This is a genomic window from Paraburkholderia sp. SG-MS1, assembly GCF_012275575.1.
GTDB lineage: Bacteria > Pseudomonadota > Gammaproteobacteria > Burkholderiales > Burkholderiaceae > Paraburkholderia.
The window spans coordinates 52,046-75,445 of record NZ_NPIH01000238.1 but is presented as its reverse complement, the minus strand read 5'-3'; the positions used below and the strand labels follow the sequence as shown (position 1 = coordinate 75,445).

13 protein-coding genes are annotated in these 23,400 nt (G+C 60.5%); 12 read left to right on the top strand and 1 reads right to left on the bottom strand.

The window, feature by feature from the left end:
* Positions 1–8,763: a hemagglutinin repeat-containing protein gene (locus tag CIC12_RS23035; protein WP_168667293.1), complete on the bottom strand. Its 8,763-nt coding sequence runs from the start codon at positions 8,761–8,763 to the stop codon at positions 1–3.
* 304 nt (positions 8,764–9,067) lie between these two features.
* On the opposite strand from CIC12_RS23035, the gene CIC12_RS23030 reads away from it, so the two are divergent.
* The 12 genes from CIC12_RS23030 to CIC12_RS22980 all read left to right on the top strand — a co-directional run bounded on the left by CIC12_RS23030 (position 9,068) and on the right by CIC12_RS22980 (position 23,157).
* Positions 9,068–10,117: a hypothetical protein gene (locus tag CIC12_RS23030; RefSeq protein ID WP_168667291.1), complete on the top strand. Its 1,050-nt coding sequence runs from the start codon at positions 9,068–9,070 to the stop codon at positions 10,115–10,117.
* A 139-nt stretch (positions 10,118–10,256) separates the two neighbouring features.
* Positions 10,257–10,481 carry a hypothetical protein gene (locus CIC12_RS23025; RefSeq protein WP_168667289.1) on the top strand — a complete coding sequence of 75 codons (225 nt, stop codon included), beginning with the start codon at positions 10,257–10,259 and terminating at the stop codon, positions 10,479–10,481.
* A 334-nt stretch (positions 10,482–10,815) separates the two neighbouring features.
* Entirely contained in the window at positions 10,816–11,745 is a 930-nt protein-coding gene (locus CIC12_RS33310; RefSeq protein ID WP_238812820.1) for a DUF4365 domain-containing protein, read from the top strand.
* The gene (locus tag CIC12_RS33305) at positions 11,634–12,665 is read left to right on the top strand and encodes a tetratricopeptide repeat protein (RefSeq protein WP_342030561.1); all 1,032 of its coding nucleotides are present in this window, start codon (positions 11,634–11,636) and stop codon (positions 12,663–12,665) included. Before CIC12_RS33310 ends, CIC12_RS33305 begins: the two co-directional genes overlap by 112 nt.
* Before the next feature lie 444 nt (positions 12,666–13,109).
* Positions 13,110–14,117, top strand: coding sequence for a nucleotidyltransferase (locus tag CIC12_RS23015; protein WP_168667287.1), 1,008 nt, complete (start codon positions 13,110–13,112; stop codon positions 14,115–14,117).
* A complete protein-coding gene (locus CIC12_RS23010; protein ID WP_168667285.1) occupies positions 14,117–15,847 on the top strand; it encodes a ThiF family adenylyltransferase in 1,731 nt (576 codons plus the stop codon). The genes CIC12_RS23015 and CIC12_RS23010 overlap by 1 nt, the downstream gene beginning before the upstream one ends.
* Positions 15,848–15,849: 2 nt before the next feature.
* Entirely contained in the window at positions 15,850–16,320 is a 471-nt protein-coding gene (locus tag CIC12_RS23005; protein WP_168667283.1) for a Mov34/MPN/PAD-1 family protein, read from the top strand.
* Positions 16,317–17,756 carry a CD-NTase-associated endodeoxyribonuclease Cap4 gene (gene cap4, locus CIC12_RS23000; RefSeq protein WP_168667281.1) on the top strand — a complete coding sequence of 480 codons (1,440 nt, stop codon included), beginning with the start codon at positions 16,317–16,319 and terminating at the stop codon, positions 17,754–17,756. The genes CIC12_RS23005 and cap4 overlap by 4 nt, the downstream gene beginning before the upstream one ends.
* Entirely contained in the window at positions 17,743–18,789 is a 1,047-nt protein-coding gene (locus CIC12_RS22995; RefSeq protein WP_168667280.1) for a DUF4238 domain-containing protein, read from the top strand. The genes cap4 and CIC12_RS22995 overlap by 14 nt, the downstream gene beginning before the upstream one ends.
* Positions 18,790–20,857: 2,068 nt before the next feature.
* Positions 20,858–22,090 (top strand): ribonucleotide-diphosphate reductase subunit beta, encoded by a 1,233-nt coding sequence (locus CIC12_RS22990; RefSeq protein ID WP_168667279.1) that lies wholly within the window; start codon positions 20,858–20,860, stop codon positions 22,088–22,090.
* 86 nt (positions 22,091–22,176) lie between these two features.
* Positions 22,177–22,494, top strand: a complete 318-nt coding sequence (locus tag CIC12_RS22985; RefSeq protein ID WP_121315743.1) for a hypothetical protein — start codon at positions 22,177–22,179, stop codon at positions 22,492–22,494.
* Between the two features lie 30 nt (positions 22,495–22,524).
* A complete protein-coding gene (locus CIC12_RS22980) occupies positions 22,525–23,157 on the top strand; it encodes a histone H1-like DNA-binding protein (RefSeq protein ID WP_168667278.1) in 633 nt (210 codons plus the stop codon).
* The last annotated feature ends 243 nt before the right edge of the window (positions 23,158–23,400 follow it).

Here is a 23,400-nt window from a genome sequence, read left to right as displayed (position 1 = left end):
TCATTTTCCAGGGAACTTAAATTTCGCAATTTCGCCTCTATTGATTGCCTTGACCGCAGGGTTATTGACTTCCACTGTCGCTATGTCACCGGCAGTCTTCGACGACGCCTGTCCTGCGGGACGATACGTTACTGCTGTTCCGTCTGGCAAGATCGCAACCCAACTCCCTTCGCCCGTAACATTCTCGACAACTTTCACGGGGGTTTGACCATTGAACGCATCTTTTGCAAATTGCTCTGCCGTTGCGTTCGGGTCATTGCTCGGAGGCATCGGGATTGGGGTGCCCACACCGCCAATTCCGGCCGGTAGGTTTCCATCGCTGCCCACGATGGACGACGGAACACTTGCTTTTGACCCGTTTACAGACGTAAGGATGTAGTCAACCAGCCCCTCGGCCACGGTCACGGCTGGCGGCGTCTTGAAAATGTCGTCGATCACACTCGATCCCGAGGGCGTCGCTGTCGGCGTACCCGCTTTGATGGTCGGATCAAGCTCGGTGGCAGGATCGGCGATGACGCCATCACCTTTGCTGGCCGTTTCACCCTTGAAGCCAGGGAGCTTGCCAAGTGCCTCCAGCCACCCGGGCAATAGTGAAGTCGACGGGGCTACCACAGAAAACTGATTGTTTTCCCCTTCGATCTGTCCAGCACCAGTTGCCGTCGCCGCGTTCGTTCCCGAGGCGGTTGCTATTCCGGCAACCAGGCTCGTCACCAGATTCTCCCGCGCCTGACGATCTTCCGCCGACATGTCGCTCGTCGGCCCTAGCAGGCTGCCAAGCACCGAACTCGCCGCAGCCCCCATCGCGCCCGCACCACAACTCTGGCTGCTCGCAGCAGCCCCCGCGCAGCCGACAATCGCATGCAGCGCAGCACGGGCGGTATCGCTATCGAGCGAATCTGCAATCGCCTTGACCCCGCTCGCTCCGAGTTCCTGCAGATACGCCACCGTCGCACTCTGCGCAAACTGCCCCATACTACCGGTCACGTTGCCACCCGCCGCGACGCTCAGCGCAGTCAGCACCTGACGATACGATCCGCCCGGTCCCCACTCGGCATTGAGCTGATCGGCCTGCTGCTGTGCCGCCGCACGCTGCTCCGGCGTCAGATTCGGATCGTTCGCCGCGGCCTTCGCCGCATCCGCTTCCTTCGCCCGGTTGTTAACGAGCGTCCCCACCTGATTGATGAACTGGCTCGTGATATCGAACCCGGCCTCGATCTTGTCCTTATCGAAGATCGGTGCGACCGACCCAAGCGTGTCCGACGTATCACGGCTGATATCCGCCACCGCTTCCTCGGCCGTCTGTCCTGTCAGTTGCTGTTGCTTCGCACCATCGGTGACGGTGATGGTGCCGCCGCTGATCGCGCTCTTCGTCGTGCCGCTCGCGTCACCGGAAGCGCTCATTACGATCGGGGGCGCCATCGAAAGGCCGCCGCTCTTCGGCAGCGTCGTGCCCGGCACCGGGTTGACGTTGTTGGCGGTCCCGCTCTGGCTCTTGCCGATATCGCCACCGTAGCCGCCGCTGATGCCCACCGACTGCCCGCTGTATTCGGCCGTATTCTCGATGTCGCTATGCGTGAGCGTCGCGGTCGTCAGGCTGTTGACGCCGCTCTGGACCGCAGCATCGCTACTGGAAATCACCGCCCCCTTGAGGTCCGTATTCCCCTTCACATTGATCTGGAACCCGCCGTCGCCCGCACCGATGCCGGATTGCTCGGTCACGCTCGCATAGTCGCTGTTCAGCTTCTGCTGGCTGTAATTGCCGGCCACGCTCGATGCGCCGTAGCAGATCGGCGGCACGCACACGCTCACCGACACACCGCCGCTCTGCTGCTTCGAGTTATAGGTGCTCGTGTCCGGCAGGCTCTCGATGTTCAGATTCCCGCCAACGTTCGCCACCACCTGCTGGCCATCAGCCACCGCGCCCTTCAGGTTGGTGTCGCCGCCCGACTGAAGCGTCAGCGTATTGCCCGCGTTGACGTGAGTGTTAGTCCAAGTCGTATCGCTGCCATTGTCATTGCCCTTGGTACCTGAAACACCTGCCTGGAACGAGATGCCATTCGATTTGCCGACGCCGAACGTGACGCCGATACTCGCATTCGATCCGCTGTTGCTACTCTGCTGGCTATCAGTGTTCTGCGCGGCCTGCAGATTGATGGCGCCTTCGGCATTGAGCGTGGCGTTGTTGCCCGCACTGAGATTGCTGCCGATAACGTTGATATTGCTGTCCGCGCCCGCGCCAGCCGCCGCAATATTCAGGTTGTGGCCTGCCGATACCGTACTGCCCACTGCGGTACTGGACGACGCAGTCGAACTGCTGTTGCTATGGCTCGTACCAAGTGACACGTTGATGCCAACGCCGCCGACCGCCGTCGGGTCGCTCATGACTGCGTCATAGGCATTTTTCGCCGCAAGTCCGGTCGTCGCGGCAGCGAGCGCATCGAGCCGCGCGTCGCCGTTGGTCTGCTTCACGTCCTTGCGCATCTGGTCCGCGGTCTGCACCGCCGCGATGACCGGATTGCTGATGCCCGCGGAAATCGCCGTCTGTTTGAACGACTGCTGCTCGTTCTGCGTCGCAGCGTCGTATGCCGCATCGATCGTGACGGTCTTGCCGGCGAGGTTCAGATCGTTGGCCGCGTGCAACGTGCTGCCAGTCGCATGCAGGTCGTTGCCGGCCGTGATGTTGAGGTTGCCGGTCAGCGAGCCGACCATGCTGCCCGTGTTCGCCACCTGGGTGGCCTGCTGCGCATCGGTGGTCGTGCGCGTGCCGATGGTGTACCCCTGCAAGCCGCCGTCAAGCTGGTTCAAGGGATTCAGGCCCGACAGGAAACCGTACTCCTTCCGCTGGGAACTGCTCTGCGACTGCAGGGTGTCCTGCGAGGTCGTGATGTTGACGTTTCCTGTCGCCGCAAGCGTCACGTCGTTCGTACCGACCACATTGCTGCCCTGGATGGTCAGATCGCGACCTGCCTTGACGGTCACCGTGTCACCGGACACGGTACTCGCCACACCAATATTCGCCTGCGTGGCCTGCATCGTATCGGTGGTCGAGCCGCTGACGAAACTGCCGCGCTTCGATTCAACCGCCTGGTAGCTGTCGTGCTCCTCGCGCGCCTCGTTGATCGTCACGTTGCCGGTGGCCGCGATCGTTGCCGTACCCGTGCCGTTGTCGACACCGTTCGTCATGCCGGCAGTCAGGCTCGAACCCGTGAGCGTCACATTGCCCTTGCCCGCATCCGTGCTGACCGCGCCGAGCGTTGCATTGCCACCCGCCGTGAAGACCGTGCCGACTGCGTGTTCGTCGTAGGTATGGTCGACTTCCTTGCGGGTCTTGTCGTCGATGGCGACGTTGTCGTATTTCGCGGTGTCGGTGACCGTGGTCGCCGTCAGGTTGCCGCCCGCGACGACCGCCATGTCGCCGCCGGCCGTCACCGTCGCGCCCCTGAACGTTGTGTCGTTGCCGCTCTGCATCGCGAGATCGCCGCCGGCAGTAATCGCGCTGGTCTCGTTGGCGACGCTGTCCGCTTCCCAGTGATGCTGATCGTTCTGCGTGACTGATTGCGAGGTGGTGGACTGCACCGCATCGACGGTAATGTCGTGGCCCGCGGTGATCTGGGCATTGCCGCCCGCGCTGATGTTCGCGCCATGCACGGTCAGGTCGTTGGCCGCTGCGATCACCATGTCGCCGGTCGACGCAATCGTGCCCTGTGAGCCGAGCAGGGTCTGGCTGACCTTGCTGCTGCCGGCCGCCGAACTGATGCCGTTGACGTCGACCAGCGTCGTGTTGACGATGTCATTGCCTGCCAGCACCGCGACGCGATTGCCGCTGATCATGCCCGAGGCGTTCACCACGTGGTGCGTCGCGGAAAGAACCGTCGTTCCGTCCGTACCGCTGCTGCCGATCGAGCCGCCACGGTTCAGGATATCGGTCGCGCTCACCACCGTCTGCGTGCCGCCCTTGATCACGCCCGAATTGGTCGCGCTGCCGGTGGCGTGAATCTCCACGTCGTCGGCCGAAATCAGCGCGCCGGTGGGCTGCAGGTCGTTCGCATGGCTCTGTGCAAGATAGACGACAGGCGCCAGCACCTGCTGCGTCGTGCCGTCAGGCAGCGTGACGGTCTGACTCACGAGCCAGACGATGTCGCTCGTCAATGCATCCATCTGCGCGGCCGTCAGCGCGATGCCGGGTTCGAGCCCGAACTGCTGTGCGACGTTCACGCCGTTTGTCATCAGCGCCTGATATTCGTCGAGATTGTTCGTGTAGCCCTGCAGATACACGCGACCAGTCAACTGCGTGATCTGCTCGCGCACCAGTTGCTCCTCATACATGCCGTCACCGAGCCGCTTTTCCACGGTCTGCGGATTGAGCCCAAGCTGCTGCAGCATGTAGTCGCTGGAGATGAAGCTCGTATAGCTCGTCAGCCGGGGATCGGTCACGACCAGGTACGACGCGCCGGGTGCTGTCTGGTACGTGTACAGCCCGCTCGTGGGCAGCTTGATGTCGAGTTGGCCCGTGCTGCTCGCGACGCTTTGCGGCGCGTTGACCTGCGTGCCCGTCATCTGCTGGTTGGCGCCCAGCGTTCCGCCCGTCGCACCGGTCGCGGAATTTGCGGCCGCGACGTTCGTGTTGTTGACGTCCGTTGCGCTGATCTGCACCGCGTTGTTCGCGATGATCGTGCCGCCTGTGCCGCCGATTGCCACGGGCGCGAGCACGATCGACGGCTCGACGACGGTGCCCACGTCCTGCGTGATGTTCTCGTTCCACGCGTAGGTCGACACGATGTCCTGACGCTGGTACTGGTACAGCGTCTGCCCGGTGTTGTTGACGGTGGTGCCGCCGTAATTGCCGGTCCCGTTGCCGATTTCGCCGTCCTGCTGGCTCGAGCCGATCTGAATCGAACCGCCCGCCGCGATCGCGCTGTAGCTGTTATTGATGGTGCCGACATTCGCGAGCGTCATGTTGCCGCCCGCAAGCAGTTGCGCCTGCTGTGCCTGCGGCCCTGTCACCTGGTCCTGCTGCGTCGTGGTGGTCGTGTCGCGCGCGATCTCGACGCGCTGATAGCCCTTGTGTCCATCGCTGCGTGTTGCATACTCGGTGGACGGCAGGTAGTTGACGTTCGGGTTGTAGTCGTCCCAGTAGTTGACCGTGACCGAACCGTCGCTGTTCGTCGTCAGCGTGTTGTACCAGATCGTCTGCTGTTGCCCGTTGACGTTGACGACCAGCACGTTGTCGGTCGCATTTGGGCCGGCGGTCTGCGAGACGATCTGCGAGGCGCCGAAGGTCGCGTCGATCGGCGCGCTGTAGCCGCTATCCCACATCTGCTGCGTGCAGTAACCCTTGTCGCTGTTGCCCGTCGCGCAGGCCATGTACTTGTCGCGCTTGGTCTGGTGGACCGTGTCGACGTCAGTCGTCACGGTCTCGACCGCGGGTGCGGGGCGCGTGTTGGTCAGCGTCTGCGTGGCGACCTCGATGTCGCCCTGGGCCTCGATGGTGGACTGGTCATTGGTGACTGAATTGCTGCGGTTGGCGAGCAGACCGTTCGCGTCGCGTGCCGCGTCGGCGGCGATGTAGATATCGCCAAGGCTGAACATGTTCGCGCCGGCCGTGTTCGAAATGTCGCCGGGCGAATAGAGGTTCAGTTCCGAGGCGGCCATGATCGCAGCCGCGCCGGTATTCGCGATGGACTGGCTGCCGTTCAGCGTGACCGTATTGCCGATGATCGCCGCTGTATTGATCAGCGTCGCGCTGTTCGTCGTGACGCTGTCGCCTTCGATGCGGCCTTCATTCGTGATCGCGTTCGCCGCGTTCACGACGGTGCTGGCCGAGTTGAGGTCCGCGCCGGCCTGGTTGTCCACGTTGGCTGCATTGACCGTCAGCGCATTGACGGCGCCAAGGTTGCCCTGATTCGTGAAGTTGCCGGCGGTGGTCAGCGTGAGGTCGTGGTTCGCCTGAATCCGGTTTGCCGCGCTTTGCGTGTAGTCGCCGTTGACCGTGATCGCGCCGTCGTTTCCCGCGACGATGCTGCCGTCGCCCGTGAGCTGATTGGTCGTGACGCTCAGGTTCTGGTCGCTGCCGATAGCGCCGCCCTGGTTCGCGAGCGTGCCTGCCGCGATCGCGACGCTGCCGCCGCTGCCGGCGTCGTTGCCGATACGGCCGGCCGCATTGTCGAGCGACGCAACATTCAGCGCGAGCGCGCCATTGGCATGCAACGAACCGTTCTGGTTCGCAAGCGCCACGCCGGCTCCATCGAGGGTGAGGTTGTTTGTACCCGAGAGCGAGCCGCCGCTGTTGTCGGCCGATTGCGCGACGTTCAGTGTCAGGTCGTGGCCCGACAGGATCTGCGCACCGGCTGTGTTCGACAGCGTCTGCGCGTCGACGCTCACATCGCCGTTGCCGCCGATCATGCCCGCTCCAGTAATGCCGCCCGTATTGGCGTTCGTCACCGTCGCCGCATTGATACCCGTCGCACCGGTGCCGATGTTGGCGATGCGCCCGTTGGTGTTGTCGATGGACGCGCCCGAGATCGCCAGTGTCGCCGTCGCGGCGTTCGCTTCGATCTGGCCGCCGGTATTGTCGAGCGCGCCCTGTGCGGAAACGTTGACCACGCTGTTGCCCAGGATGAACCCGGCGCGGTTGTCGAGCGCACCGCCCGAGGTGACGGACGCGGTGCCGCCGGCCGTAATCGTACCGCCCGCATTCGCGATGCTCGCGCCGGATACCGACACGTCGCCATTGCCGCCAATGATGCCGCTACCGGTATTGGTGAGCGCGCCACTCGCGTTCACGGTCGTCTTGCCCGTGCCGCCGTTTGCAATCGAGCCGCCATCGTTTGCAACGGTTTGAGCCGATACGTCGAGCAGACCATCGGCTTGCACCGTGCCGCCCGCGTTGTTCAATGCGCCCGTATCGTCGATCGATACGTTCTGCGCGCCGATATAGCCACCCGCGCTGTTATCGAGCGACGCCACCGTGAGCGTGGCCGTGGACTGGCCCGCGAGCGTGCCGCCCCGGTTCGACACCGCACCCGCGTGGATATCCAGCGCGCCGTTCGTCGCCAGTGTGCCGCCATTGTTCGACAGCACGCCGGTGTTGACCGACAGCGTGCCGTTGCCGGAGCTCGTGATCGTGCCGTGGTCGTTGAGCAGCGCGGCGGGGCCGAGTGCGAGATTTGCGCTATTGGTCTGGAGCTTGCCGCCGGTGTTGTCGAATGTGCCGGAGACGTCGACGCTCGTTGCGCCCGTTCCGGTCTGCGTGATCGTGCCGTTTCGGTTCACGAGGTTCGCGGCCTGAATGCCAAGTTGAGTGGCGTCAAGCGTCGCGGAACTGGTGTCGAGCGTGCCTGCTGCGAGCACCGTCAGCGCGTTGCCGGCGTCGATCTTCGCACCCGACGCATTCAGGTCGCCACTCGTCGCCGTCAGCGCGAGATCGCCATTCGCGGCCGTGCTGCTGCCCGAGAGATTGACCGTCGCACCCTGAAGCGTTGCATTGCCACCGGCGATATTGGTGCCGGTGGCCGACAACGTGCCTGTCGCGCTTAGGGTGAGGTCCCCCGACTGCGCGATCGATCCATCGCTGTTGACGCCCGCGCCGAGCGTCCCGCTCGACTCAACGCTGCTCGTGGTCACGTTCAGGTTCTGCTGCGCGGCCAGCGTGCCGCTATTGGTCAGCGCGCCCGGCGTACTGACCGACACCGATTGCTGCGCATACGTCGTGCCGCTGTTATCGATGCCACCTGCCGCCGACACCGCCAGATTGCCGCTCGCGGTCGTCTTTCCCGCGAGAACCAGCTTGCCCTGCGTGGTCAGCGTGAGATCGCCCGCCTGCGCCGCAATGACGCCCGCATTCGAAACGCCCACGCCGTTCTCGGTGCCGACGAGCACGATCCGGTTTGCATACATACCGCCGAGCTGGCTCACGTCGATCGACACGCCCGGCGCCACACCACTGCCTGCGATGGGCGTCGCGGCCAGCGTGTCATGATCGACCTGGTTCGCACCCGCGACGACATTGAGCGTATTGGCATAAATCGCCGCATTGGCCTGCACCGCGCGTGCGATCAGGTCAACCTGGTCGACGTTCGTCGCGTTCAGCCCCGCGCCCTGCACAGTGATATTGCCGCCCGTGATACTGAAGCCCTTCAGGTTGCCGCTCGCATCGAGCAGGGGCGTGCCCGTCGTGAGAATGCCGCGCGTGGTGTTGATGAACCCGCCACCATCCACCATGATTCCCGAACCGTTAGAAACAACGACTTCGGCCTTGCTGCCCGCTACCTCGAGATAGCCGCGCAGCTGGCTTGGTGAATTGCTGTTGACCTGGTTGAGAATGATCCGCGCGGACTGTCCCGGCGCGAGATTCGCATTGCCGTTGATCATGCCCGCCTGCTGCGTCTGCACGATGGTCGGCGAATTGTTCAGGATGACGCCAGGCTTCTGTACGTCGAACTGCGAATACGTATTGACCGACACCCCCGCGCCGCTCGGGGTGTTGATGTTCACCTGAGGCAACCCATTGGCCGTATTGATGACATTCGGCGCGTGCGAACCGCCGCCGACGACCTGTGCTTCGACGAGTGAAGGGGCGAGGCCAAATGTCAGCAGCGCGGCAAACGCCGCGACTCGCATTGAAAACAGCGAAAGGTGGGTCGCGCGACGCGAGGCAGTGGTCCCGCCCACATTGTTTTTGCCTGCAGCGCTTGCGGTTTCCGCAACCGCGACGAGCATTCCCCGGCACCGGCTGTAGACCAGCCGGAACATCTTCGTATTCATTTTCTGCAGCGATTATTCTTTAACGGGCAAAAAAGATAGCGCGACAGAGGATTTGAGAGGGTTAACTAGTGTTCACTGGTTGTAAGGCGCTGACAGTAATGCGAAATTAAGATTTATCTGATAGGCGAATTTATTTTTTAATGTTTATCGAAAATGAGTGTGTGGGTAGCCGCCTCAGCAATCGAGAGTCGCAAGACAACGTCCCTTTCCTGCAACTTCGACATGTCATACGATTGCACGTGCATTGCCGGCGCGCGGCCCCCTTACGCGCACGTCCCATCGTATTTTTCTCAAACCGAATCGCATGAGCTACGTCTATCGTTACGATTCTTGGCTGACACATCTCCGGATGCACGGTGACATGTTGCGCGCACGCCGATGGAGCAGCGACGAGGCGGGACCGTGGCAGCACGAGCCGCTTGTTGATGCCGAGCAGACCCTTGCCCAGGGGCAATCGATCTTTCGCATTTCATTCTGGAAAAATCTGGAAGCCGCGAAGAGCCGAATCGGCTTCCGGCTATGGAGTGAAATGCATGTGCTGCAGCGCGTGCGCGACAATCATCCGTTCTTCAACGGCTTTCAGCGGGCGGACGACGATTTCCTGGTTGAAACCGCCTGGCTCTACTGGCAGACGTCGCCGCGAGAGCCTCAGCAAGACTGGTCGCGGGATGGAATTCCCAAAAGCGATATCGAAATACTGGACCTCGATGGACAATGGCGCACCATGCCGGAGTCGACGCTCATGGCCGGTTCGCACGCGCGTTACACCCGGCGAGGGTTCGAGCCGCATTATTTCGCGCCGCACGGCGCGCAACCCGCTGTGGTCTACTGGACATCACGACTGCTACGCCAACGGTCAGGGGACACTAACGTCGCGTTGCTGCTTGCGCATCCCCACGAGAGCAACCTGCGCGTCTATAACGAAGCAACTGCAATCCAGGCAATCATCGACCGGTTTCTCGCTTCGGGATCCACAGATATCCCGGCTGAGCGGCTGCGATTGTTCGTCGTCGATGAAGGTCGACATACTTTCGAGCCCAGCCACGTGCTCGAGGTCCCGCTTTCTGGACACTGGCGGGAAGCAACACCGAGCGGTAGCTGGTCCCTGCGGTGGCCCCGGCTGCGCCGTAACCTTCGTTACGAGTACGTGGTGAAGGCAGGCACGGAAGACTGGCGATGGCACAGGTTCGAGAGCGACGCGGCCATCGCGGTGCTTTCAGCCTTCGAGTTTCCGACGCTCGAACAGACGCTGAGCCGCTATGTGACGGTGCTGGAAGGCGCCCGAGAGCACGAATCGACCGGCGTGCCTATGGTGGCGACTCCTGCGTCCCGGCATGACGCGCTCTCCGCCTGATGCGGCTGCCAATCCGAGCGCGATCATGCGGTCGGACCTTTTCGATAACTGGGGCGGCGATCTACCGGCCGAGTCGCGCCTAGATCGCATACCATAACTCGCATCAAAACATTGAGGCCCCCCTTGTTTCGACCATTACATGAACACTATGCTTTCGCTTGCGGTGCGCGTCCTGCAGATCGTCGTGCCGACCATCGTTCTTGCCGTGATCGCACGACTTTCGCTCAGGTTTCTGACGCTAGGTCGCTATCCCAAGAGGACGCGTTGGTTGCCGGGGTGGGACGACATTGACGTGCTTGAAGTGATCGGGGCTACGGAGTGTCTATTGGTGCTTAGCGTAGCCGCATGGTTCGCCAGTCGTTGACGGCGTGTCGCTTGCCACTGGGTCGGCGGCGGTCCTCTACGTGACGGGAACTGCGCGCGTTTAAACGTTGCAGGCAATGGGGCGATGATCGGCCGCTTGCTTCAATTGCGGAGAGACCGATTCTGTTTCCGCAGTGGTCATTCGATGCCGGTAGTACTTGGCGCAGCCGCAGATGCGCTGCGACGAAGTCACTCCTTGATAACCCGCACGACGTCGATGCTGACTCGGCGCGATATTCTTCGAAGACGGTGAAACGGGCTCACTCTATTTTATCGACTTGGTAAGTATCGTCCACGTCAATGGAAAAACCTAACGCTCACAACAAGCTAGGCTTATGAGTCACTTTGACGAATTACCCCGTCGCGTCCGAAATCACGAGATCGAGGACAAGGCAATTGCTGCCTTTCAGATGCGGCTTAACGAAAGTGGCGCTTTCATTCTGCAGGCGACGGACCGCAAGGACTACGGGACCGACTGCCAGATCGAGGTGATGGCTGACGGGCGTGCCACCAACGCACGGGTTCACGTCCAACTTAAGGGAACTGAAAGTGCGCTGAACGCCAACGGCTCGCTCAGTGTCGAGGTGCGCCGCACTAACCTCAACTACCTGCTAATGCAGCCTTACAGCGTTTACGTCGCCTATCACGTGCCGACGGGCTCCTTACGCATTCGCACGCCAGAAAGTGTTGCTCATCAATATGAGCATGGCGGAACGAACTGGACCGACCAGGAGTCGCTGACAGTCCCTTTCGGTGAGGAGCTGACGGTCGAGCGCCTTGACCGGCTCGCGGATCTCGCCCGGGCCGATACAAAGTCGTCACGCGATCGGCGCGTAGGCGAAGTCGGCGTGGCCGTGACGGATTTGTCCAATCATGTTCTGAAGTCTCCTCCGGACGTTCATGTTCCCGAGGACCCGGCCTTAGCGCGCAAGCTGCTTGCGCAACTCTACGAGAAGAACGCAGACGAGGTGATTAGCGCCGGGTTCGCCAAATTCGCGGCCGCTTTTGGCGCTGGCAGTGACGAAATGGGTATTTGTTACATGTCTGAGATCAATCTCGGCATGGATGGCTTGTGTCGCCAACCGAGAGGATCGAGGAGGCTATCAGCTTTTTCCGGACGAGGCTCGCCGACGATCGTCTTCAGGCCGGCGACCTGCACTACACGATCGGAAACGCCTTCCACGCTCTCCGTAACGAGCAGGAGGCAAAGTGCGCTTATGAAGCCGCGCTCGCCGACCCGACGCTCGATGCCTCTCCCAAACTAGCAGCTCAGGTCCACAAAAATCTTGGCTCAAGTTTCGCGCTGCTTGGCGACGATGAGCGGGCGGTGGATCACTACCACGAAGCTTTACGGTTGGATCCTGACCTTGCGGAGGCTCACAACTCCTTGGGCACCCACTGTGTCAGGCTGGGCAAGTACGAGGACGCGTTGCGCCATCTCGACCAAGTGGTCTTCTCCGATCAAAAACGGGGCCGAACCTCTGCGGTCAACGGCTGGCGCGCCAACGTCCTTTTCAACCTTGGCGATGGTCGTGCAGCATTTCGCGAGATCAATGGCCTACTGGCTCAGGCTGATCGCTTCCATTGGATTTGGCCATGGTGCCGCCGTCTGGTCTCTGGCTTCGGGCGCACGAATGTGGAAAACGCCCGTCAAGCTGTGCCCTTCTGGCAACGCTATGTAAACGCGAACCCTGAGGATCCCGCCGGCAGGTGGGAACTTCTCATGGCGATGTTCTATCTGCGGGGCCAAGGAGAGGATGTCGCCAAGAGCTACATCGAGTTCCGTGCGGAATTTGATCGCCACATCGCCTACGTCGATGCCGACAACGCCGCGCTGCCTTGGGATCGGCTAGGCCACTGGGCGCAAGATGACGAGGACTGGGTAGAAGCGGAGCGCTGCTTTCGAACGGCGTATGAATTGGCGGGCGGAGATTACGGGTATTGCCTAGCGATTGCGCTCAATGAGTTGGGGCGGTTTGACGAAAGCGTGCCGCTGCTGCGCGAGCAGGCTCAGAACGTTCAGCCGGATGCCATGAGCTGGTTTCAGCTTGCGCGACTTACGCCAACCTTAGCAGATGGCCAGAGGCGATCGATGCCTACGAGAGAACACCTGCGCTCGCCCCAGACAATGCCGTGGCAATGTTCGACCTTGGCGGGGCTCACTGGAACAGTGGTGATGCAGTAACGGCGGTGATGGTTTGGACGGCGGCGATAGAGCATTTCCCCAACCATGAACTCAGCGCGAAACTTAAGCGCGATTTCTCGTCATTGTTTAATGATCCGGCTGCTGACCAAACCGGCGATGGCGCCTATTAGAAGTTTCGCGCTCAAACAAGGTCCGGAGCGCTACGCTGGTCAAAGGCAGCTTTCACGGATGAGGAACTGGCAACTCCAACTCCGACCCGGCGTCAGTCGCCGTCGCTCAAACGTTCCTTCTCGAACGACGAGTTCCTCCGCTTCACCGACTTTCCGACGGAAAGTGAAGTTCGATATGCGCCTAACCGTGATACGCCAGCAAGGACGAGAACTCTATTAAAGCGCTACATGTGGTGTGTTGACCTTTGGAAAAACCGCACATATAGTGTTTGATGCTCGCACGGCGCGAGTGCTAATTCCGGGGAGGCGACTCGTGGCCACGCAGCAGCAATTCATCGACTTTTTGTCCGAGATTGAGCCCAGCCCGACGACCAAGTCGGTCTGCATCAGCGCGCACTCGAACCTACGTGGGAAGCTGCAGAAACACGAGACGTACAAAGATATTCACGTTAACACGTACCTCTCCGGCTCTTATGCCCGCAACACGGCGTTGCGCCCGCGGCAAACCAACGGTACAGTGCGCCGCCCCGACGTGGACATCATTGTTGTCACGAACCACACGGCGTACGACCTGCCGAGCGTTGTTATCGGCACCCTCCGTAAGGCGGTGAGGTCCCTGGGATACGCGGAGGTTGAGGCGAACCGCCGGTCCATTTGTGTCTCCCTAGGCTCGGTGGAGATGGACGTCGTGCCGGTCATTCCCAGTCCTTGGGAAGTGGGCGGTTGGCTCATTGCGGACAAGAGCGAGGAGCAGTGGCTGGTCACCAATCCGATGGGACATAACCAGTGGGCCAGTGGTGTGAACAAGCAGGCCAACGGCAACTTCGTTCCCCTTGTGAAGCTGGTGAAGTGGTGGCGTCGCGAGAACCTTCCGCACCTTAAGCGCCCGAAGGGGTTCATCCTGGAGACGCTCGTCGCCAAGCACATGGACTACAAGATGACCAGCTACGAAGACTTGTTCGCCAAGTTCCTCGAGGCAATTCGCGACGAGTACGTGTGGGCCGTCCAATCCGGTCAAGTACCTCACCTGGAGGACCCCAGCGTCCCGGGCAACAACGTGTTTTCGCGAGTCAAGCCGGAAGAGTTCAAGCGGTTCTACGACATGGCTGAAGCTCATGCCGCCCTTGTGCGTCGCGCCCAGCGGGAAACCGATGAAGACAAGGCCTTGCCCCTCTGGCAGCGGGTCTTTGGTGACCGATTCCGCAAGGCTGCCCAGAAGGCAAGCATGTTGCGTCCCACAGTCACGGCCACTCCCGGTATTGGCTTGGCTTTTCCAGCTATCGCCGTAGTGCCTCCGAACAAGCCGGCTGGATTTGCCTGATGCGACTGCTGTTCGAAGAACCAATTCGGATGCGCGCGGAGACCCGCGGGCTGGATGAGCTCGCGGGAACTTCAGGGTGGCTGACCAAGCTGGAATGGGGTTTCACCGAGACCAAGGACGTCTGTGTTGACTTCGACATCACGGTTAACGACAAGGTGCATGAGGCGGTCTTGGTTTACCCGGCTCTGTTCCCTCACGCGCCGGCGTATGTGCGGCCGCGCAAGCCTGATGAGTCATGGAGTGCGCATCAATACCCGTCGACGGGCACGCTCTGCCTTGAGTGGGGACCGGACAACTGGCACCCAGGCGTGACGGGCGCTGACCTTGTAGTCAGCGCCCACAAGCTGTTGGCATACGAGAAGTTCGGACCTGTCATCGGTCTGGCTGCGCCGTCACGGCATGAGTTGACACTTGGGCAACGTGTGCGATACGAGTACCTGCGGTTCCTGATCACGGAGCAACTGCAGGCAGCGCTCGAAGCTTCACCTCGCTCGTCGCCCATTGCTCTTGCGGTAGGGACGTTGCATCGACGGCCAGAGTTCGTTGCGGTGGCAACCCAGCTCGGTGATGAGGCGCTACCCACGGATTTGGGCGTCCCCAAGGAGCTTTCTGACCCCGCTGCGGCTTCATCGTGGATTCGAAAGGGGTTTGTCGTCTGGTGCGACGAGTGGGCTTCGTTGCCCACGGTCGTCAAGGACCAAGCTGTTCTTCGAGAGTTCTTGAGGGCAAAGGGATGCTGGCCATGGCCGAATGACGAACTGCAATCGGGCTTCCTGCTGCTGGCGGATGAACAACTTCGGCTTCGGCCCATTGCGGTTGCCGCGAACACCGACGGGAGGACGGCCTGCGACTACTTCCCTGTGGATTGCGCCGACAAGGGCCAGGTCAGGCAGCCGGTGCGCAATGCGACCTTGGCGCAGAAGAAGGTGGCGATTGTTGGCCTCGGTTCTGTAGGCAGCAAAGTCGCCGTGTCGTTGGCGCGTTCTGGCATAACGCGCTTTCTGCTCATCGACGACGACATCTTCAAGCCATCGAATCTGACGCGCAATCAACTGGATTGGTCGTCGATGGGCTACGACAAGGTGGACGCCGTCCAAAACACAATCCAGTTGATTCGCCCCGCTGCGGAGGTAGCGTGCCGCACGTTCCGCTTCGCCGGCCAGGAGAGTTCCTCCTACAATGCGACGGTGCTCGAGCAAATCGCAGCGTGCGACCTCGTCATCGATGCCACGGCGAGCCCGAAGGTGTTCTCGTCCATAGCGGCTATCTGTACGCGGCGCAAGGTTCCAGTCGTCTGGGGCGAAGTGTTCGCCGGAGGCATTGGATCTCTCATGGCGCGCAGCCTGCCCGGCTTCGACGCGGACCCATTGGAAATCCGCGGTGCCATTCATGCATACCTCGCCGGCATGCCAGAAGCGCCCTTCCAGCATGAGCAAGCCTACGATGCAGAAGTGGATGACGAGGTGTTCGTTGCCGGCGACGCGGAGGTGAGCGCTCTGTCGGCGTCGTTGACGCAGTTCGCCATCGACGCCCTAGTGGGCGCGGAGGCACCTCGATTTCCCAACCCTGCCTATCTGTTTGGTTACCAGAAGGCTTGGATTTTTGAGGCACCTTTCGACACGCACCCGATTGCTTGCCCGCGCGCCGTGGAAGGTCTTGAGGAACCAGCTGACTCACAGGAATCGGTGTCGGCGTTGAAAGAACTCATCACCGTGTTCGGCGCGAAGTAATAATGTTAACGGTCAGCATTCCGCCAGACGTGCAGCGGACGCTGCGCAAGGCGCTCAAGGCCGCTGGAACTGACGAATGCGGTGGCGTCTTGATGGGAGAGCACGTAGGCCCGGGCCATTTCGCTGTCCGGCATCTGACCATCCAAGGTGGAGGGCGTTTCGCGAGCTTTATTAGGGAAACTCAGTCAGCGTTGCGTGCCCTCGCGACGTTCTTTCGACAGTCCGGACACGACTACGCTCGGTTCAATTACCTCGGCGAGTGGCACTCGCACCCGAGCTTCTCGGTGCAGCCCAGCACGACGGACCACCAGTCGATGCGGGATATCGTGAAGGACGTGCGCGTCGGAGCAAATTTTGCGGTCCTGCTCGTCTTCAAGCTTTCGCGCCGGGATGAGCTAGAGGGCAGTGCGCACACCTATCTCCCAGACGGCTCCTTTGCGCGGTCGACTTTGGTTTTTGAAGGCAGCTTATGAACTCAGCGCTCTTTGATCGCCAAGCCACTGGCGGCGTGGTGGCCCGAAACGGCTTCGAGTATCAGGACGCGTTCTTGCTTGAGCACATTCCGCGCTTCCTCGCCCAAGGGGCTTTCAGCCTGGCTATCAGCGAGCTGCTGGGAGATGTTGAGATTCGCTACTTCCGGCCAGGCGGCGGAACGTACTGCGTGTTGTATGAAGCAAAACGCCACCAGTTGACGAAGTCCGAACTCTGGGCGGAGGTTGCTCATTTTCGGACGCTGCACGAGAAATCGCCTACCGAGTATGTGCAGTTCGTGCTGCTCTGCGGCGACTTCGTTCGAGAGTACCAGCCCTTCTTCGGAAAGCTGAACCGGTACCGAGGCCCCGCAGTAGCGCTCAACGCCGACTCTGGCATTCGAGCAACAGCCGAAGCCGACATTCTGGACACCATCGTGAATCTCGGGCAGACGCCTGAGATGGCGCGCTTCGTGCTCGATCGGGTATCGTTCGTTCAGTACCGGGACGACAACGTCGATGCCGGCTTTGGTACCAGGCTGGAAGAGCATCTACCCAGCTTGAACATGAGCCGGCGGGAGACCAAAGCTTTCCGGGCGAAGTGCAAGGAATTGGTCGACACCTCGGTCAACGGTATCGTCACTCGCAGGGACCTCGAAGCAGCGCTCGTGGACTATGCGCCAAGCGTGACCGACGAATGGCGGGTTACGCCGTCTGACCTTCATCTTGCGCCCGTTGGATTCGAGCTTGGTCCTCTCGCCTTGGATGTCTCGATGTTCAACGGGCCAGAGCGGGGAAGGCTTGGCCAAACGGCGTGGCTCCAACTGCAGCAGCACTTGGGCGAGGTTGGAGATTTCCTTCACGCGAGCCGTAGGCGTCGCGGGGTGCGGCTGTCGGCAAAGCACCGGATGTCACTCGCTTGCCTGCTGGGCTACTGCTTCTCGGCGACGCGCAACTTCACCCTCACGCTGGACCACAACGACCACCTGTACGACACCTCGGTGCACGACAAAGCGCCAGGATCGTTTTTCACGGTCAGCGAGGATGCGCCATTAACGCAGGGTGTGGAGGGGGTTGCTTCTATCAGCTTTCCGAACGGCTCGAATGCTGACGTTGTGGCCAATGCCAGCGCCTTCGGACTGAGCAACTCACCGAAGCTATCTCTGGTGTCGTCGGGTGTCGTTACGGACATCGCAAGCCTGAATACGGCCGTGAGCGAAGCAAAAATCGCATTGACCGAGTTCCGTGGGCGCCATCAACTGCAGCGGATGCACCTCTTCATTAAGGCGCCGGCCATTTTCGCCGTAGGACTTGGACATCGGCTCAATGCGGTCGGGTGTATCCAGCTCTATGACTGGGACCAGGGGAGGTACATCCCAACCGTACAGATCGACAGAGTGTCCATGCCAGAGTCGACGGGGCCGCATGTCGAAGCGTAAGAATCATCACTTCGTGCCTCAGTTCTATTTTCGTAGATTTTCACTGAACGAGAGAAGCATCTGTGCGCTACCGAGAACTAGCGGGAAGGCCATCCGTACGGCTTCGATTAAAGCGCAGGCGAGTAAAGATTGGTTCTATGGTTCAGATGACATTGAAGCCTTGCTAGGTCGAATCGAGGCGGAGAGCAGCCTGGCGCTTCGTGCACTTGCAGAGCAGCACAACCCGATGGACATCCCCCCTGAGCATGTCGACAACCTGTTCGTCTGGCTCACCCTGCAGCGGTCAAGAACGGATGCGGCTCGTCAGGGGAGCAAGCCGATGCATGACAAGATGCTTCAACTCTTTCTTAGCGTGGAAATCGCCAATGATGAATCCCTGACCGAGGACCAGCGGACGGAAAGATTAAAGGAGGCTGAGTCGATGTCCGCCAACCCTGCGCATGCGCAGGCCGTGGAGATGGAGATGTCCATCGCAGCCTCCAAGGCTCTCATGGATCTCCACCCGTTGCTGCTGGAAAACCGAACCAATCGCCCCTTTATTTTCGGGGACTCCCCAGTGGTGCTCCACAACGCCTTCTTCGGGAGGGTCAAGTCACGCGGAGTTTTGGGCTACGACACACCGGGTCTGATGCTCAGCTATCCGCTTGGACCGGATCTGAGTCTCCTCTTGGTGGACGACGCGTGTTATCGCGTGAAGCGCGCGCGCGAGGGACGCGTGCTGGTACGGGACCTCAACGATGTCATGGCACTCAACAAGCTGCAGTTGCACGCAGCCTCGTCCTGCGTGTACTTCCACGATTTCAAATATGAGCCTTACGTCGAAGGCCTATGGAACGAGGAGCGTGCGGCGCTGGCACCCCACGCCGGGTCGGTGCACGAGGCTCCGGGATTTGACGCGGACACCGCAGACTCACTTGGCGACATCGTCCACTTCTTTCAGCCACTACTTCCCTACGAACTGCGTCTTTCGTTCTTGGAGCATGACGTGTTAAGTGATGTCGAGTACCGGTTCAGCCGCCGAAGCCAGAGGTAGGGGCCTAGCTTTGCCGGAAGTTCTGGCCGACTGGAATTCTCGACTATCGGCACGGCTCGGGAACGACAGTTCGGGCTGTTGGTCAGCAGGTTGGAGTGCCGCCGAAGGTACTTCGGCTACCCGGACCACGCTGTCGCCGACGCGGCCAGCCTACTATGGGATTTGGAAGGGATCATCTGCACACCCTTGATGACGTCGCCGATGCGTGCATGCAATCGAGTTGGCGAGCGACAGACATTGCGCTGGCCGCCGCGCGTACGCGGGATCTAGTTCGAATCCTGCGACTCATCGCAAAACAGAGCGACGGTGTGCGCGCGATCTCGGATCTCGAGCGCGAACTATCATTAGTTCCGGGGCCGTGGCGCAGCCACGTGTAAGAGACTCTTGGACTCTTACGGTACCGGACCAACCTTCCGCGAATCTGATTTTTGAATCCTGTGGCGGGACGGCCGATCTCCGCTTCGCAGGAGGGGTGCGGGTATCCTTTTACCTCATGAGCGGCCGAGGGGCTGCGAAAGCAAATCCCGTTTTCAGCGTCCGGATTCGCAGACTCTGATGGCCACAGGCGGTCAGTGGATGGCGAGGATGGTCAGTCGCGGCCTTGCCGTGGGGTAGTAGCGATTTGCAGTTGCGCTGAGTCATCTCGGGCTTACGCGGGGCGGACGTCGTCCGAGAGTTGCTTCGCGAAGCGCCTAGCGCAACATGCGATCGCTACTGCGACCATGGTGATCTGCCGTTTGAGAGAAAGCTGTTCGACCTGCTTGCACAAGCTGTGGGCAGCGACCTAACGACGCGCGTCGCGAGCAAACATTGCCAATCCCTCCTCCGACTACAAATCTGGGGCGCCCTCAGCGGAGGCTCAATGTCTTGACATTGCTATACGTCTGTCTGCCGATGCGGGCATGCTGCGGTGACCTTTGGGGGCAATCTCGCAGACGAGGGCATTCCCTTCATAGCCGGACGCGACTTCATCTGCGACCGAGTCGTCTCAACGGCTTGCCGTATGCCTGTGTAGCCGGTATGGTGCGGTCCCGCCAAGAATTTTTCTCTCGACCAGCTCTTAGGCTGGCGCGATTGCGAGCGTGGGCACTACGCTATTCGTCCTTCGATGAAGGGCGCGACTGAACTGCCCAGAGGCTCATTTTCCTGTTGAAAAAACACCAAATATGGGGTTTGTGATGGTAGTCAAGCACAATATTTGGTGTGTTTGACTTTTCTTGTGCGAGCTTGGCTGGTAGACTTCCGTAAAGTTCGCGAGCCGTTTTCCCCCTATCAACCGTTGATGTTTACGAATCGGTTTTTCTAAAGGAGACGCGTATGTCTGTGAGCGTTACTAGACGTAGAATTGGCCCGAAGTTTCCGCGGCCTTGACCGGCCACAATGCCAGTAAGTGCGCGGCAAACAGCAGGATCGCTGCTTGCTGACGGGTCGTAGTTGATGACCCGCATGCAGTGATCCGCGCACCTGACCGAGGTGCGGCAGAAGTGAAGTCGATGAGCGGTCCAACTTCGATCGAGTGGCCGATGCAGGTGAAACGAAGGTGACGCGATCGACGCCGAGCCGCTCATCGACGCCAGTGCAGGGAACGGAAGACGCAGCAAACTGAAGACATGAAGCGAAAGACCTGGCAGCAGAGCGGGGCTCGGCAGTCGGCGGCATCAGACGAAGCGCGCGGCACAGCGCGCTCAGCAAACGGCTTCGAACGATGGACCGCTCAACCAGGTGGCCGCATGCATCGTTCGACATGGCATTGAACTTCACCTCGCTCACGCCGACGAAGTGGCCAATGCGAGGCAGCAGTCGGCAAGCGCAAGACGCTGCAAGCACACTCCGCGATACAGATAGATAGAGCAGCGAAATGTCGCTTCGACGCGTTGCTCTTCGAGCTCGCGAAGCACGTCGACGACACACGTTCAACACGCTTCACTCGAAGCGTCGCACACAGTCTGTTGAACAAAGTGTTGTATGAACGTAGCAACGCGAATCGAAAACAGGATTTTTCGCGAACGAAGTCTTTTATCGCTCGTGAAAAGATGGTACAAACCGTTCTAAATTGATGGTGACATTTATGCTCAACTGGGATGACGAGATCACTGCCGTAACTCCCTCGAGCGGCGCGCAACAGAATGCGTTGCGCAACGCGGCGGGATCGGCTGTCGGTTCGCAAATCGGAACGCGTTCCGCTCCTCATGCTCCCTCGGCTCGAAACGTTTTCGCGGCTCAAGACGTTTTCGAAAACGACATCGCCGTCGCTCACGCTGCTGGAACGGCTGCCGTTTCGGAAGCGCGGGTCAATGTCGCCGACAAACGCATCATCAACGGCCAGACCGACGTCAATCAGTTGGTGCCGTTCAAGTACAAGTGGGCCTGGGAAAAGTATCTGGCTGGTTGCGCCAACCACTGGATGCCGCAAGAAGTGAACATGTCGCGCGACATCGCCTTGTGGAAAGACCCGAACGGTCTGACCGAAGACGAGCGCCGCATCGTCAAGCGCAACCTGGGCTTCTTCGTGACGGCCGACTCGCTGGCCGCCAACAACATCGTGCTGGGTACCTACCGTCACATCACGGCGCCCGAATGCCGCCAGTTCCTGCTGCGCCAGGCGTTCGAAGAGGCGATCCACACGCACGCTTACCAGTACATCGTCGAATCGCTGGGCCTCGACGAAGGCGAAATCTTCAACGCGTATCACGAGGTCACCTCGATCCGCGCGAAAGACGAATTCCTGATTCCGTACATCAACGTGCTGACCGATCCGGGCTTCAAGACCGGCACGCTCGAGACAGACCAGACTCTGCTGCGCTCGCTGATCGTGTTCGCCTGTGTGATGGAAGGCCTGTTCTTCTACGTCGGCTTTACACAAATCCTGGCGCTCGGCCGCCAGAACAAGATGACCGGCGCGGCGGAGCAATACCAGTACATCCTGCGCGACGAGTCGATGCACTGCAATTTCGGCATCGACCTGATCAACCAGATCAAACTCGAAAACCCGCAGCTCTGGACGGCTGAGTTCCGCGCGGAAATCCGCGAGATCTTCCAGCAGGCGGTCGAACTCGAATACCGTTACGCAGAAGACACGATGCCGCGCGGGGTGCTCGGCCTCAATGCGTCGATGTTCAAGAGCTATTTGCGCTTCATCTGCAACCGTCGTTGCCAGCAGATCGGTCTCGATCCGCTGTACCCGAACGAGGAAAACCCGTTCCCGTGGATGAGCGAGATGATCGACCTGAAGAAGGAACGCAACTTCTTCGAGACACGAGTGATTGAATATCAAACTGGCGGCGCGCTGACCTGGGAGTGATCCGGGTTCGTGTCGCAGATGCATTCATCGATGGGGATGCCGCCAGCTTCGGCTGCGGCAATTTTGGTTAGGAGCAGAACCGCCTGATGCAAAGCGTGCCCGGTGCCTTAGCGGCCCACAAACATGACAGGCACTTTGCGAACCCTTCAGTGGGATGGGCAGACTTCCCCCCGGAAAAAGCCGCTGGCGACGCCGCCAGCGGCTCGATCAAGCAATTGCCGGCGTTCCGCTTGAACGCCGACCAGATCTGGCGCGCGGTGCCTTGTGGCACGGCGCGCCTTACCGCATTCATTAGCGTAAGCGCGCGGCATCTGCGTACGCCGATGAATAGCCCGCTTCGTAGCGCGCGCCCTGAGAAGCGTCCGCGGGAAGCGGGTTTTGACGAAGGGTGTAGTTTGAACTGACTCTCATCTGAAAACCTGAAGGAGAAAATGATGGCAACTGCAAAGAAAGCCGCCGCTAAGAAGCCCGCAGCAAAGAAGGTCGCAGCAAAGAAGGCTGCTCCGGCTAAGAAAGCTGCTCCGGCAAAGAAAGTCGCTGCCAAGAAAGTCGCAGTGAAGAAGGTTGCAGCGAAGAAGGCAGCACCGGCTAAGAAGGTTGCAGCGAAGAAAGCTGCGCCGGCCAAGAAGGTTGCAGCGAAGAAAGTCGCCGCGAAGAAAGTTGCTGTGAAGAAGGTCGCGGCGAAGAAAGCAGCACCGGCCAAGAAAGCCGCGGTGAAGAAGGTTGCAGCGAAGAAGGTAGCACCGGCGAAGAAGGCCGCGGCGAAGAAGGCGGCACCGGCCAAGAAGGCTGCTGCGAAGAAGGCTGCGCCCGCGAAAAAGGCTGCTGCTAAAAAGGCTGCGCCTGCGAAAAAGGCTGCCGCTAAAAAGGCTGCGCCTGCCAAGAAGGCTGCTGCGAAGAAGGCGGCTGCTCCTGCGAAGAAGGCTGCTCCTGCGAAGAAGGCTGTCGCCAAGAAGGCAGCGCCTGCACCCGCAGCGACTTCTGTCTCGAGCGCACCGGCGGCGACGGTGAAGACCGCGCTGAACCCGGCAGCGGCATGGCCGTTCCCGACGGGCAGCCGTCCGTAAGCAGTGGATAAGCAGTAGAAATACTTCGGCACGTCGCACGATGTGTCCGATGATCGAGTGGCGCTGAAGCAGTGGCAAGCGCTACTTGGTCAGGGTCCCGTTGCCGGTTTCCGGCGGCGGGATTTTTTTTGCCCGGCGTTTTGACGAGCCCGTTCGCGATCGACTGAGGATGGGCGGAGAGTGTTTCGGTGGGAAGAGCTGCAAGCGAAAAGAGACGCATGCACAGGGGAGAGCATGCGTCTG